Annotated in this window: 14 protein-coding genes and 1 pseudogene; all 15 read right to left on the reverse strand. The window is 66.9% G+C overall.

All coding sequences use genetic code 11. The features are described 5' to 3' along the window. Window positions 1–807 (reverse strand): annotated as a pseudogene (locus tag NNJEOMEG_RS19125) (hypothetical protein); the annotation flags it as partial. Between the two features lie 58 nt (window positions 808–865). After that, window positions 866–1,279 carry a cytochrome c3 family protein gene (locus tag NNJEOMEG_RS19130; protein WP_173087077.1) on the reverse strand — a complete coding sequence of 138 codons (414 nt, stop codon included), beginning with the start codon at window positions 1,277–1,279 and terminating at the stop codon, window positions 866–868. A gap of 92 nt (window positions 1,280–1,371) precedes the next feature. After that, window positions 1,372–2,112, reverse strand: a complete 741-nt coding sequence (gene cobJ / locus NNJEOMEG_RS19135) for a precorrin-3B C(17)-methyltransferase (protein ID WP_235957044.1) — start codon at window positions 2,110–2,112, stop codon at window positions 1,372–1,374. A 2-nt stretch (window positions 2,113–2,114) separates the two neighbouring features. Continuing rightward, window positions 2,115–3,170 carry a cobalt-precorrin 5A hydrolase gene (locus NNJEOMEG_RS19140; RefSeq protein WP_235957045.1) on the reverse strand — a complete coding sequence of 352 codons (1,056 nt, stop codon included), beginning with the start codon at window positions 3,168–3,170 and terminating at the stop codon, window positions 2,115–2,117. 205 nt (window positions 3,171–3,375) lie between these two features. Then, on the reverse strand, window positions 3,376–4,644 hold the full coding sequence (gene hemL / locus NNJEOMEG_RS19145) for a glutamate-1-semialdehyde 2,1-aminomutase (RefSeq protein WP_173087080.1): 1,269 nt from the start codon (window positions 4,642–4,644) through the stop codon (window positions 3,376–3,378). Window positions 4,645–4,714: 70 nt separating this feature from the next. Then, on the reverse strand, window positions 4,715–5,170 hold the full coding sequence (locus NNJEOMEG_RS19150; protein WP_173087081.1) for an energy transducer TonB: 456 nt from the start codon (window positions 5,168–5,170) through the stop codon (window positions 4,715–4,717). 138 nt (window positions 5,171–5,308) lie between these two features. Beyond that, the gene (locus NNJEOMEG_RS19155) at window positions 5,309–5,917 is read right to left on the reverse strand and encodes a hypothetical protein (protein ID WP_173087082.1); all 609 of its coding nucleotides are present in this window, start codon (window positions 5,915–5,917) and stop codon (window positions 5,309–5,311) included. A 17-nt stretch (window positions 5,918–5,934) separates the two neighbouring features. Next, window positions 5,935–6,429: an OmpA family protein gene (locus tag NNJEOMEG_RS19160; RefSeq protein ID WP_217270625.1), complete on the reverse strand. Its 495-nt coding sequence runs from the start codon at window positions 6,427–6,429 to the stop codon at window positions 5,935–5,937. A gap of 20 nt (window positions 6,430–6,449) precedes the next feature. Further along, a complete protein-coding gene (locus NNJEOMEG_RS19165) occupies window positions 6,450–7,583 on the reverse strand; it encodes a DUF4384 domain-containing protein (protein ID WP_173087083.1) in 1,134 nt (377 codons plus the stop codon). After that, window positions 7,580–9,046: a caspase family protein gene (locus NNJEOMEG_RS19170; protein WP_173087084.1), complete on the reverse strand. Its 1,467-nt coding sequence runs from the start codon at window positions 9,044–9,046 to the stop codon at window positions 7,580–7,582. Before NNJEOMEG_RS19170 ends, NNJEOMEG_RS19165 begins: the two co-directional genes overlap by 4 nt. Window positions 9,047–9,092: 46 nt before the next feature. Further along, the gene (locus NNJEOMEG_RS19175; RefSeq protein WP_173087085.1) at window positions 9,093–10,220 is read right to left on the reverse strand and encodes a hypothetical protein; all 1,128 of its coding nucleotides are present in this window, start codon (window positions 10,218–10,220) and stop codon (window positions 9,093–9,095) included. 159 nt (window positions 10,221–10,379) lie between these two features. Then, window positions 10,380–10,739, reverse strand: coding sequence for a hypothetical protein (locus NNJEOMEG_RS19180; RefSeq protein WP_173087086.1), 360 nt, complete (start codon window positions 10,737–10,739; stop codon window positions 10,380–10,382). 293 nt (window positions 10,740–11,032) lie between these two features. After that, on the reverse strand, window positions 11,033–11,524 hold the full coding sequence (locus tag NNJEOMEG_RS19185) for a hypothetical protein (RefSeq protein WP_173087087.1): 492 nt from the start codon (window positions 11,522–11,524) through the stop codon (window positions 11,033–11,035). A gap of 29 nt (window positions 11,525–11,553) precedes the next feature. Further along, on the reverse strand, window positions 11,554–11,928 hold the full coding sequence (locus tag NNJEOMEG_RS19190) for a hypothetical protein (protein WP_173087088.1): 375 nt from the start codon (window positions 11,926–11,928) through the stop codon (window positions 11,554–11,556). A gap of 248 nt (window positions 11,929–12,176) precedes the next feature. Next, window positions 12,177–12,719, reverse strand: a complete 543-nt coding sequence (locus NNJEOMEG_RS19195) for a hypothetical protein (RefSeq protein ID WP_173087089.1) — start codon at window positions 12,717–12,719, stop codon at window positions 12,177–12,179. Window positions 12,720–12,737: the final 18 nt, after the last annotated feature.

Here is a 12,737-nt window from a genome sequence, read left to right on the forward strand (position 1 = left end):
CTCTTCGTCGAGGGGTTCGGGCGCGGGAGGCAGCTGCGCCGCCACGGCGTCGCGGACGCGCTCGATGAGGGCCTCTTCGTCCAGGGCGGGAACGGGCTCCGCCTGGGGCATTTCGGCCAGGACGTCGGCCTTGAGGCGCTCGGTCAGGGCCGCCTCGTCGAGGGAGGCCGGGAGGTCGGCCTGGAGGGAGTCCAGGCGTGCGGAAAGCTCGTCGCGCAGGCTCTCCACCAGAGGGGCGGGGTCCGCGGGCTGGACGGGCTCGGGCAGCTGGTCCTTGAACTGGGCCAGGGCGTCGTCCAGGAGGGTCTTGAACTGGGCGGCCAGGGATTCGCCCAGGCCGGAAATCTTGTCCTCCAGGGCGTCGAGGCGCTGGGAGAGGGCGTCGACAGCCGCACTGGGGGCCGCGCCGGGGGGCGCGACGAACGGGTCGGGGGCAACGGCCTGCGGGGCCGCAACGGACAGGGGGGCAGGCCCGGGAGAGAGAAAGTCGTCCGTGAGTTCCGGCAGGTCGGCGTCCTGTCTGCCCTTGTCGGCGTCGGCCAGCAGCGCGTCCAGGCCGTCGAGGTCGATGTCGTCGCCAGTCGCCGCGGTATCGTCGCCGGGCAGGTGCAGGTCGTCCAGGCCAGGCAGGTCGGAGCCCTTGGCGGACGCGCCGGGCGCGGAACCCGGCTGGGGATCGGCGAAGAGGTCTTCCAGTTCCTTCTCGAAGCTCAGGTCGACGCCGCCGGCGTCCGGCTTGCTGGGGGCGCCGGGTCCGTGTTCGATGATGTCGGTCAGCTCGATGACTTCTTCGGGAGACTTGGCCATGGGACTCTCCGCGCCGAGCAGAAAGGGCGCGGGAGATCTCCCCCCGCGCCCTGACGTGCTACTGCTGTTGGGGATGGCAGGCGTTGCAGGCGATCGGGGCGTTCTTGCCCTCGGCCTTGGCCTTCTTGTGGCAGCCCAGGCAGCTCTTGGCGGAGTCACCCTTGTGGAAAGCCATGTAGAAGCTCTTCTCGCTGGTCTTGTCGGCCGGGTCGACGTTGTCGTGGCAGCCCTTGTCCGAGCACTTGAAGCCCTTGTCGGACTTGCCGTCCCAGTTGTGGTGGCAAGCCTTGCAGTCGGCGGCCTTGTGGCCGGCGCCGGCATGGCTGAACTTCACGGGAGCCTTGGTCGCGGTGGCCCCGGCGGGCACCTTGAGCTCCATGTCCTTGGGCGCGTCCACGGCCCACAGCGCGGGCAGGCAGAAAGCGCCGACCATCAAAGCACACATCACCATCACGAAAAACGGTTTCTTCATTCCCATCCACCTCCTCACCAAAAAAAGTTGAATGAAAAAATTCACATAGCATTTACGGGCAGAAAAGGCCCCGTGTCAAGGCGCTGACGAAATTATTCCAACCCGTACTTGCCCGCGTAGCCGCGTGGCGTGAGCATTTTTTCCCCGGCCATCCGGGTGCTTGCGTTGCCCACCACCACGATGGTGAGCATGTCCGCCCAGGCGGGATCGGCCTCGCCGAGCGTGGCCACGCGCACGTTCTGACCCTCGCGCCAGGCCTGGCGCACGAAACCCACGGGGGTCTCCGGGGCGCGGTGGCGGGCAACGATGGCCAGCGCCCGTTCCAGCAGGCCCGAACGCCGCCTGGATCGGGGATTGTAGAGCGCCAGCACGAAATCCGCCGAGGCCGCAGCCTCCAGGCGCTTTTCGATGACCTCCCACGGCGTGAGCAGGTCCGAGAGGCTCACGCAGGCGAAATCGTGCGTGAGCGGAGCGCCCAGGAGCGCCGCCGCCCCGATCACGGCCGGGATGCCCGGGACCACCTCGAAGTCCACGCGATCAAGCAGACGCCGCGTTTCCAGCATCTCCAGCACCAGCCCGGCCATGCCGTAGACCCCCGAATCCCCGCCCGAGACCACGGCCGTGTCGCGCCCCGCCAGAGCCGATTCCACGGCCAGGGCGCAGCGCTCCACCTCGCCCATCATGCCCGTGGCCACCACCTCCTTGCCCGCCAGAAGCTCCGGGGGCACGAGGTCCAGGTAGGTGGAATAGCCCGCCACCACGGCGGCGCGTTCGAGCGCCGTCCGCGCCAGGGGGGCCAGGAGCGAGGCGTCCCCGGGGCCGAGGCCCACCACGCTCAGACGGCCAGGGCCAGGGCCACCGTCACGGCGCGCGTCTTGAATTTCGGAAGCAGGAGTTTGTCCGATCCGCTGGTCAGAAGGGCGGCCGCCTCGCATACGCTTTCCACTCCCATATGTTTGAAGGCTTGCGCCGAAGGATTGGGGACGGCCACGCCCGCCAGGCGCGCCGCCGGAAGAAAAGCCAGCTCCGCGCCCAAGGCCCGGGCCGCCTCGATGAGCCCCGCCTCGTCGCGCTTGGCCTCGATGGAGGCCAACACCGCGACGCTGGCGGGGGACACCCGGCGCAGGGCGCAGGCCGCCTCAATGGCTTCGAGAATCTCCGCCGCGCTCGTGCCCCTGCGGCAGCCCACGCCCGCCGCCACCACCCGGGGCCGCAGGGCCAGGCAGCCAGGCGGCAGGGGCGACGTGCTCCAGGTGACGGCCACGCAGGGCCTCCCGGGGTCCATGAGGTGCTGGGCCGCCACCCACTCGAAGCGTCCCGCGTGGGCCGGGGGCACCGTCAGCAGGCCCGAGGGGTCGAAAAGCTGCACGCTTTTGCCCTCCAAAAGCCCGGCGTTCACGGCGCGCACGGCCTCCAGATTGCCGATGGCCAGCCCGGAGTCGCGGGCCAGCAGGTCCAGGGAGGGCAGCCCCTCCACGTCGGTGGCCGTGGTGATCACGGCCTGGCCGCCGGTGAAGGCGGCCGCGCGCCGGGCCAGGTCGTTGGCCCCGCCCAGATGGCCGGAGAGCAGGCTCACGGCGAAGCGCCCGGCCTGGTCCAGCACCACCACGGCGGGGTCCTTCGCCTTGCCCTGGAGCAGGGGGGCCACGGCGCGCACCACGATGCCGCAGGCCGCCACGAAGAGGTGCCCGGGCCGGGCGTGGAACGCGGCGGCCACGGCCTCGGTCAGGGAGGCGAAGCCTTGCTCGCCGGGGGCCGCGAAGCGACGGGGCGCGAAAACTTCCCCCTGAAGCTCCCGGGCGAGCCCGCGCGCCAGGCGCACGCCTTGGGGCGTGAGCGCCCAGACGGCCAGGGGCGGGGTGGCGTCGGGGGAGGAGCCTCCGGCGAGCAAAGAGGGCTCCGCCCTCTCCGCACTCTCCCGCCCGGGAACAGTGTTCCCTGGACCCTTTACGGGGTGTCCGGGATGTTCCTGCGTCATGGGGCGCTGCCGGAGAGGTCGGGCGATTCGCTGGGGATTCCAAAGGGATTCAATCCCTTTGGCGGGAGAGGCCAGAGAGGGCGGCGCCCTCTCTGGCCGCCGGAGGCGTTCTCCCGCATTACAGCTTGAGCGCCCGGGCGGCGGCGAGGGTCTTGGCCAGGTCCTCCTCGGTGTGGGCGAAGGAGGTGAAGGCGCACTCGTAGCCCAGAGAAGCCAGGTAGACGCCCTGTTCGCGCATCTGCTTGTAGATGGCGGTGTAGACCTTGGCGTCGGAGGTGCGGGCCGAGTCCATGTCGGTCACCGGGGTCTCGGTGAAGTACAGGGTGAAGGCCGAGGCCACCTTGTTGAGCTGCACGGGCACGCCCTTGGAGCGCACGATGGCGGCCAGCTCCTCGGCAAAGGCCCCGGTGCGGGCTTCCAGGGCGGCGTAGTCCTGTTTGGCCAGTTCGCGCAGGTTGGCCAGCCCGGCGGCCATGGCCACGGGGTTGCCCGAGAGGGTGCCGGCCTGGAACACGGGGCCGCAGGGGGAGAGCTTTTCCATGATGTCGCGGCGGCCGCCGTAGGCCCCCACGGGGAAGCCCGCGCCGATGATCTTGCCCAGGGTGGTCAGGTCCGGGCGCACGCCGTAGCGTCCCTGCGCGCCGCCCAGGCTCCAGCGGAAGCCGGTGATCACCTCGTCGAAGATGAGCACGCTGCCGTACTGGTCGCACAACGCGCGCAGGCCTTCCAGGAAGCCGGGCCTGGGGAGCACCAGGCCCATGTTGCCGGGGGCGGGCTCCACGATGATGGCGGCGATGTCCTTGCCTTTTTCGGCGAATAGGGTCTTGAGGGCGTCCAGGTCGTTGTAGGGGACCACCAGGGTGTCGGCCACGCAGGCCTTGGGCACGCCCTGGGAGAACGACGTGGGGATGAGCGCCACGCCGGAGCCGGCAGCGGCCAGGAAGGGGTCGGCGTGGCCGTGGTAGCAGCCGTCGAACTTGACCACCAGATCGCGCCCGGTGAAGCCCCTGGCCAGGCGCAGGGCGCTCATGGTGGCCTCGGTGCCGGAGTTGACCATGCGCACCATCTCCACGGCGGGCATGAGTTCGCAGATAGCCTGGGCCAGGTCCACCTCGGCGGGGCAGGGCGCGCCGAAGCTCGATCCGGCGTCCAGGGCGTCCTTGGCGGCCTGGTGCACCACGGGGTGGGCGTGGCCCAGGAGCATGGGGCCCCAGCTCATGACGTAGTCCACGTACTCCCGGCCGTCCACGTCCACGATTTTGGAACCGTGCGCCCTGGCGATGAACAGGGGCTCGGATTCCACGGCGCGGCAGGCGCGGATGGGCGAGTTGACCCCGCCGGGAATGAGGGTCTGGGCCTTGGCGTAGAGCGTGGACGAGAGGGTCATGACGTGGGCTCCTTGGGGAATTTCGGGAGCCCCGTGCATAACCGGAGGGCGCGGCGGGGGCAAGGGGCGGTCAGCGGGACTTGAAGGTAAGCCGGAGGGTGGTGGGCTTCCCGCTGGGTGGAGCGGGGAGCTGCGGCGTGTTCTGGACGGCCTTCAGGGTGGAATCGTCGAAGTTCTTCTGGCCGGATGTCTCGATGAGGCGCGATGACCGGACCTCTCCTTGAGCGTTGACCGCCACCTCCACCACGCAGGAATACTGTGTGGGGGTGGCGACGATGCGCCATTGCTGCTGGAGTGCCGCCATGACTTCCACGGCGTAGAGTCTGAGTATGGCCTGCTGGTTCGGGTCGGACTTCCCCGTGGGTTTGGCCGCTGGGTTCTTTCCCGCATCGTTCGCCGGTTGGCGCGGCTTGCGCGCCTGGGCCGCCGGATCGACGAGGTATTCGTCGGGCATCCTGGCCTGGGCCAGGGCCAGCGAGGGGGCCAGGAGCAACAGGAACGCCAGGGCCTGCGTCAGGCGGCGCATGGCTCGCCTTTCAAATGCGTGCTGGTCGCTACGGGGAGGTGGGGCGCACGGCAAGACCGCTCGCCTGGGAGCCGCCCCGAGAGCGGCGGGCTGGAGCGGCCTGTGCGCCGAGTCACCGCCCCCAGCCCTGCGCGCGTGCTAATAGACACGGAAGCTCCCGGAGGCGATTTCCTTCCCCTCGCTGTACAGCTTGACCGTGTACGTGCCGTATTCCCAAGTGCCGCCTGGGTCCCTGCCCCAGCCCATGGAGTGGGTGGAAGTCTTCCAGCCGACCTCCACCTTGCTGTTCTGTGTGAATCTGTAGATTTCGCGGCCGTTGCTCTTGGTGCAGACAGCAAGGATGTCGAAGGTCTTGTACTGGGCGATTGGTTGCGGAAACGCCAGGCCCAGGTCGTAATAAATGTACTTGGTGTTGGAGGAGTTGAAGACTTCTTTGTATTCGCGTTTGCTTTTCTCCTGGCCATTGGGACCGGCCGCGTAGAATTTCAGGCCGGTCACCGTGCCGCCAGCCAGGAACGACGGGGCCGGGGCGGCGGGGGCCGCCTGCTGCGCGGGCTGGGGCGTCGGCTGCACCGGCTGCTGCGTGGGCTGGGGGGCGGGCGGCGGCGTGGCCTGTTCCTCGACGGGTTTCTTCTTGGGCGGCTTGGGCGCGGGGGCCACGAGGTATTCGTCGGGCATCCTGGCCTGGGCAAGGGCCAGCGAGGGCACAAGCAACAACAGGGCGAGCAGTGGAAGCGTGAAGCGCACGGCGAAACATCCTCCGTTCAGGGAAGGGGTTTGAATTCCACCCGGCGGTTGGCGGCCCGTCCTTCCTCGGTGTCGTTGGCGGCCACGGGATCGGCGAGCCCCGCGCCGCGCGTCTCCAGTCTGTCCGGGTCCACGCCGTGACGCGAGACGAGCCAAGCCTTCACCGAGTTGGCCCGGCGCTGGGAGAGCTCCAGGTTGTATTGCGCGCCGCCCCGGTCGTCGGTGTGCCCGACGAGTTCGAAGCGTTGCCGCGCCAGTTGCCCCGAGAGGGCCTTGCCGAACTCGTCCAGCAGGGCGAAGGAGTCGGGCCGCACCTGGTCGGAGCCGGTGTCGAAGAGCACGCGGGCCGCCACGCGCGGGGCCGGGGCGTCGGCGGCCACGCCCGCCAGGCCCCGGGTCTTCTTGAGGCTGCGCACGATCTCCGCCTCGGAGGAGGGGTAGACGGTCTGCTGGGCCTGGACCGCCTGGACCCCGGCGAAGCAGAACAGGAAAAGGAACGCCAGTAAGTGCATGATGCTCCCTGTCGCGACCGTCAGCGGTGCTGGAAGGTGAACTCGTAGGCCCCTTTCTCGGAGCCGAACACGAACACGTTTCCGCCGACGCCCTCTGGGGCGTCCCTGCCCTGGAAACGTGCGGTCACCTGGGCGTCTTCCACCACTCCCTTGACGCCCCGGGTGCGCGCCGCCTGCTTCAGGCCTTCGCCCGCCTTGCGCGCGGCGGCCTTGTCCCTGTCCTGGAGGGCCTGCCGCAGGGACCCCGTGAGGGCTTCGAGGTCCGGGTCGGGCTCGGGGCCGAAGAACACCAGAATGCGCTCCGGGCCTTTCACCTCGTCGAGCACGAAGGACTTGCCGGGGCCGGGCAGCTCCCGGGGCTGTCCCGTCCGCAGGGGATTCGTTCCTGCGGACTCGCCGGAAAGGGGGAAAAGCTGGAACACGTTGTCGCGGGCGTCCACCTGGAAGACGTAGGCGTGGCCGTCGCGTGAGGGCGTGAGCACGAGCTTGTAGCGGTCTCCGCCGCGCAGGGCGTCACCTGGCGCGAGCATGCGGGGCGTGGCGCCCGGCCGCGAGCCGAGCACCGCCACGCTGAGCCCCCGGCGCGCGTCCTCCTCGCTGGCCCTTGCCCGGGCCTGGCGCGAGGCCGCGGCCTGGGCCAGCTGGGCCGCCACGGACTCCGCCGCGCGCGAGAGGCTTTCCATGCCGCGCTGGGCCTGGGCCGTGGCCGTGGCCAGGATGGCCCCGTCGGACACGGACACCAGCCGGACATCCAGGCGCAATTCGGTCTCGAACTCGGAAACCGCGCCCACCACCACGCTGTCCGCGCCCACCATCTGCCCGAGCTTCTGCGCCGTGCCGCCCGTGGCCCCCTGGCTCGCGCCGAACTCCATCTCGCCCAGCACGTGCTCCACGCGGGTGCGTTCCACCATGGTCAGGCCCGGATGCCTGGCAAGGGCCGTGGTCACGAATTCGGCGGCCATCCTGCCGGTGGCGGAGGGGGCGCGGTCGCGCAGGGACTCGAAGGGCACCACGGCCACCACGCGCGGGGCCGAAACGGCCGCGCGGGCGGTTTGATCCGCCGGGGGCGCGGAAGCGCCCGCCTGGGCGCGCGCCTGGGCGGCGGCGAGAACCAACAAGAACGCCAGCAGGACGGCCAGCGTGCGCCGCGTCATTTCTCCAGCCTCTCGACAGGCAGCGAGCCGCTTGCGGCCACCTGTTTCTTTTCCCAGCGATGCGTGGTGTTGGAAAGATGGACCACGTAGCCCGTGGCGGTGCGTTCCACCTGGACGGAGTTTTTGGCCTTGGGCTTGTCCGTGACTTCCTGGTCCGGGCGCAGCCAGACCGCGCCGGAGGCGTCCACGATCATACCCGTGGGCTCCAGCCAGCCCTTCTGGCCCGAGGTCATGGTTGAGACCTTCACCGGCTGGGGTTTCTGGGGCGTGAGCACGCGCGCCACGGGGACGTAGCCCGCTGTCGGGGCTCCGGAGCGTTCCCAGCGGTGGGTGGTGGAGGAGATGTCCACGACGAGTCCGTCTTCCTCTTGAGCCACGGCGAGGAGTCCTGATTTGGGCTCACGCTGGATCGTCGCGTCGCCCTTGATCCAGAGTCCGCCCTTGAGGTCCACGCGCAGCATGTCCGGCTGGAGGAAGCCTTTCATGCCTGGTTTGAGATCCTTGGCGGACAGGGGGCGGCTGTCGGCCTCTTCAAGTTTGAGCTTGGCCAGGGCGGCGAATGCGCCGGTGGGAAACTGCTCCAGGTACTTACGGTAGTATGCGGGGTTGTTGGCGGCCAAGGCCGTCTGCCAGAAGAGGGTCTCGTTGTCGGGCAGCGTCGCGGCGGGCTGTCCTGGGGCGGCGGGGGCCGCCTTGGCCGGGATGAAGTAGAAGTCGCCGCGCAGGGAGGAGTGGTCCCAGGGCACCTGTCCGCCCTGGCTCTCGGCGATCACACCCTCGCGCGTGCGCTTGAAGACCTGTTCGATGGTCAGCCCGGGCTGGCGCAGGGCCTCCAGGAGGTGCTTGGTGTAGAGGCCGTTGCGGGAGTCGCCGTCCTCAGCGGTCTTGCCGGGGGAGGTGGCGAAGCTGATGTAGGCGCCCACGCCGCCGGAACCCATCTGGGCCAGGCCCGCGCCGCCTATGGCGCGCGAGAGGCTGCGCGCGAAGGGGTTGTCGCGGCAGGCGTCCAGCACCACGATGTTCATGGGGCAGCCCGCCTCCTCCATCTTGCCCAGCACGTGGTCGGCCTTGACGCCCAGTGCCTCGGCGTCCACGGCGGAGCGGAAGATTTCCTTGAGGGGCAGCAGGTAGTTGACGCCGCGCACCTGCACGCCGTGCCCCGCGTAGTAGAAGAAGGCAACGCTGCCCTGCTCCTTGCTCATGGACGCGCCGAAGCGTTCCAGGCCGTCGAGCATGGCCCGCTTGTCGGCGTTCTCCAGGTGGATGACCTCGAAGCCCAGTTGGCGCAGGGCGTTGGCCATGTCGCGGGCGTCGTTGGCGGGGTTGTCGAGCTTGTTCTGCTCGTAATCGGCATTGCCGATCACCAGGGCGGACTTGGTGGCCGCGAGGGCATGGGAGACCCCAAGCAGGAGCGCCCCGGCCAGGGCGACGGCGAGGAGGAGGCTTGGCGTGAAACGTCGCATGGATGCTCCGGGGGGATGAAGCTGTGGCCGGTGTGGCTGTGCCAACTTACCAGAGTTTGAACTTCTTGTGGATGTTGCCCGCACGGCCCTCGGTGTCCTTGCCGTCCGGGCCGATGTATTTCACGAATACCCCGGGGTAGGTGGCGATCAGCTCCCCTTTGGTGTCGTAGAGGTCTGTACCTGTAACTGCGCCATTGCTTTTTCGATTGTATCGAAGCGTGCAGGCAAGTTTGCCGTTTGCTGTGATGGTAGATTTTGTGACGTTGCCACGCGAATCATATTCGTGTGTATATTGACGTGTCGTACCGTTCTTGAAATTGTAGTCTTCAGTGGTGCGATTGCCGTATTTATCGTGTGATGATGATGAGTAATGCCTTCCGTCCACATCAGAAGAATGGATCTCTGTCCGAATACCTTCAGCGTTGTATGTAAAGACCTGTGTAAAGTTAAACTTGCCATCGATGAATCCTTTGGAACGCATGAGGAGTCCCGTCTCTTGATCGATGGTTTGTTCGTAGCGCTTAACGTCTGATACGTTCCATATTATTTCTGTTGGAATATGTTGTGCGTTGTCTTTGTAGATATACCATTGATTCCGCGCGCCTGATGCATTGTACCATGTATGGGTAGTTTCATTTCCAGAACTAGTAATGATAACGTAACCTGTTTTGCCCCCCTGAGAGTCGTATACATCAATCTGGGTGAGCTTATTTCCATCCCAGGTGTATTTTTGAACTCGAATGGGCGTTCCAAGGCCTGTTAAAGGCGAGTATTTCATCTCTTGTGTAATGAGGCCTCTCTCGTCGTAGGTACGCTCCCAGCGGTACATCAGCTCGCTCCGGATAAAGCGCGACCATGCTTTCGGCCTGTTGTTGGAGTCGAACTCGACTTCATAACAAGTGCCGTTGTTCTGGCTCTTTCCCGCCAGCTCCGATTTGAAGACAATAAACTGGTTGATATCCTCAGGGCCATACTTGTAATATTTTATGACGGGAACTGCCGGTTGATTCTGTGTTGTCGTGGCCGCCTTGGGCTTGGCTGGCTTGGGCTTGGCGGCCGGTTCGGGCTGCTTCAGGAACTCGTCGGGGAGCTTTGCCTGGCCCCACGCGAGGGAAGCGCAGGCCAGCAGGGCGATCAGGGCCGGGAGGAAGGCCCGGACGGAAACGTGAGGCACGGCTGGGCTCCTTGCGGCAAGGCGTAACTCGAATGGCAACCCTGCCGAGAGTTCGTCAGGTGGAGGATAACGACTCCGGGAGCACACCAGACGTACCGGTTTCGATATCCAAATCGCCGTCAGGGTGCAACTGTTTGTGGATGTTCCGCTTCCTGCCGACTAGTAGACCCTGAAGTTGCGCGAGGCCACCTCCCGCCCCTCGCTGTAGACCGTGGCGGTGTAGTTGCCGGGTTTCCAGGCTCCGCCGTTGTCATTGCCCCAGCCTTTGGCGCAGTACATGTCTTTCCAGCCCGTTTCCGCCCGGACGGGATGTTGGATCCGGCAGACCACCGAGCCGTTGCCCGCCGTGAACACTGTAAGAATCTCGAACGTTTTCGGCTGGGGCAGAGGTTGGGGAAACCTGATGCTGAGTTCGTAGTTGATGTAACGCGTACGGGACGCGTTAAAGGAGTCCGAGTAGGAGCGCTGTTCCTTGGACACGTTGGATTTTCCGCCCTCATAGAGGAGCAGGCCCGTCACGGTCCCTCCTGCCACGGTGGCTGCGGGCGGCGGAGGGGGGGGAGGGGCCTGCGTCTGCGTCTGTGCCGGGGCCGGGGCCGGGGCCGGCTTCGGCGTCGGTTTGGGCGTCGGTTTGGGCTGAGCGGCCTGGGCCGGGGGCCTCTTTTCAGACTGTGCAGGGGCGGGCGCGGGGTCGTCGTCGGGGGTTCTTAACTGCGCCAACGCCAGGGCTGGCAGGAGCAACAGGGCCAGGGGCAGCGCGAAGGATTTCATCGGGTGAAGCATTGTTGGGCCTCTCATCGCCTGGTGGCGGCTCAGTCGATCCGGAAGGAGCCGACCGCCACCTCCCGGCCCTCATGGAGGATTTTGAGGGTGTAAGCGCCCGGCTTCCAGCCGCCGGTTGATGGCCTGCCCCAGCCCGAGGAGTGGTGGGAGGATGTCCAACCAGCGTCCTGGCGGCACGCCTGGCTGATGCGGAAGACTTCCTCCCCGTTGCCGCGCACGCATACGGCCTGGATGTCGAAACGGCCGTCGCGGGGCAGCGCGGCGGGGTATTTCAGGTCCAGTTCATAAAAGATGAAGCGGGTGCGCGCCGCATCGAAGGACTGCCGGTAGATTCGCTGGTCCTTGGGCAGGTTCTCGGCCGGTCCTTCAAAGACGAGGAGGCTGGCGACCTTGCCCCCGGCGACGCTGGCTCCCGGGGGTGTCTGGTCGTCTTCGTCCGGGGCTCGCAACTGCCCCAGAGCCAGTGCGGGCAGGAGAAGCAGGGCGGCCGCGAGTGCGAGGCGGGAAGATTTTTGCGGCATGATGGCGTCCGGGTGGTTTGTGTTTGCTGCTAATAGACCCTGAAGCTGCCGGAGGCCACTTCGCGGTCGCTGAAGTAAAATTTGACGGTGTAAGACCCTGGCTCCCAGCCGCCGGTTTTCTCCCTGCCCCATCCCAGAGAGTATATTCCGACTTCATAGCCCTGTTCGACTTTGCAGGGGAGCGTAAGCCTGAAAATTTCTCTTCCGTCGGAGGCAACGCACACGCACTGGAGCTCTATGGTCCTGGTGCGGGTGGCGTTCAGGGGGAACTCCATGGTCACTTCGTAGTGGATGAAGCGCGTGTTGTTTCTGCTGAAGGCGTCCCTGTAGCTGCGCTGAGCGAGGGCTGGGCCGCTTTGCCCGCCTTCAAAGAATTTCACGGAGACAACGCTGCCGCCGTCCACGGTGGGACGTTCCGCGGGCTTTGGGGGTGAGGGTTTCTGGACGGGCGGCTTCGCGGGCGCGGGCTGCGGGCGACGGGCCTGGTCGGGGGGGCGCTGCCTGGTCTGCTGCCGCGGGGCCGGGTCGGGTTCTTCGGCCGGAGGATTCAACTGTCCCAGAGCAAGCCCGGGAAAGAGCATCAGAAAGGCTGCGATGGCCGCGGCAGTATGCAATCGGTTCAAGGCGCTCTCCTCAAGGTTGCGGGACAAGGCTAGGTGATTCTGAAGCTGCCTGCGGCGATTTCCCGGCCCTCATAATAGAGTTTGAGGGTGTAGTCTCCGGGCGTCCAGACGCCCGGGGTCTCGTTGCCCCAGCCGAAGGAGTGGGTCGAGGAGGACCAACCGGATTCGTGCCTGAACTGCCGCTGCACCCTGAAGACCTCCCTGCCGTTGCTCCTGGCGCAGACGGCCAGGATGTCGAGCCGCTTGGCCTGGGTGGCGGGGCTGCTGTCGGTGAGTACCAGCTCGAAATAGATGAACCGGGCGCGGGCGGCGGGGAAGGATGTGGCGTAGACGCGCATGCCCTGTGCAGGCCCGGTTTCAGGGCCTTCGTAGAATAGAAAGCTGGTCACCGTGCAGCCCGCCACGGTGGGCTTGGCGGGCGTGGGAAGCGGCAGGGAGGGTTCGGCAGGCTGACGTTGTCCTGTTTGTTGAGCGGGGTCCGGATCGGGGTCGTCGTCCGGGTCTCTGAACTGTCCCAGGGCCAGGGCTGGAAGAGCGAGCAGGAACACAAGCAGCAGCATCGGAAGGCGCACCGGAAAGCTCCTTTGAGG

The sequence above is a fragment of the Fundidesulfovibrio magnetotacticus genome (assembly GCF_013019105.1).
Taxonomy (GTDB): Bacteria; Desulfobacterota; Desulfovibrionia; order Desulfovibrionales; family Desulfovibrionaceae; genus Fundidesulfovibrio; species Fundidesulfovibrio magnetotacticus.

Coding starts and splice junctions, on each gene's coding strand:
- NNJEOMEG_RS19165 (WP_173087083.1), bottom strand. CDS start 7,583: ATGACGCGGCGCACGCTGGCCGTCCTGCTGGCGTTCTTGTTGGTTCTC.
- NNJEOMEG_RS19150 (WP_173087081.1), bottom strand. CDS start 5,170: ATGCGCCGCCTGACGCAGGCCCTGGCGTTCCTGTTGCTCCTGGCCCCC.
- NNJEOMEG_RS19130 (WP_173087077.1), bottom strand. CDS start 1,279: ATGAAGAAACCGTTTTTCGTGATGGTGATGTGTGCTTTGATGGTCGGC.
- NNJEOMEG_RS19185 (WP_173087087.1), bottom strand. CDS start 11,524: ATGCCGCAAAAATCTTCCCGCCTCGCACTCGCGGCCGCCCTGCTTCTC.
- hemL (WP_173087080.1), bottom strand. CDS start 4,644: ATGACCCTCTCGTCCACGCTCTACGCCAAGGCCCAGACCCTCATTCCC.
- NNJEOMEG_RS19170 (WP_173087084.1), bottom strand. CDS start 9,046: ATGCGACGTTTCACGCCAAGCCTCCTCCTCGCCGTCGCCCTGGCCGGG.
- NNJEOMEG_RS19160 (WP_217270625.1), bottom strand. CDS start 6,429: ATGCACTTACTGGCGTTCCTTTTCCTGTTCTGCTTCGCCGGGGTCCAG.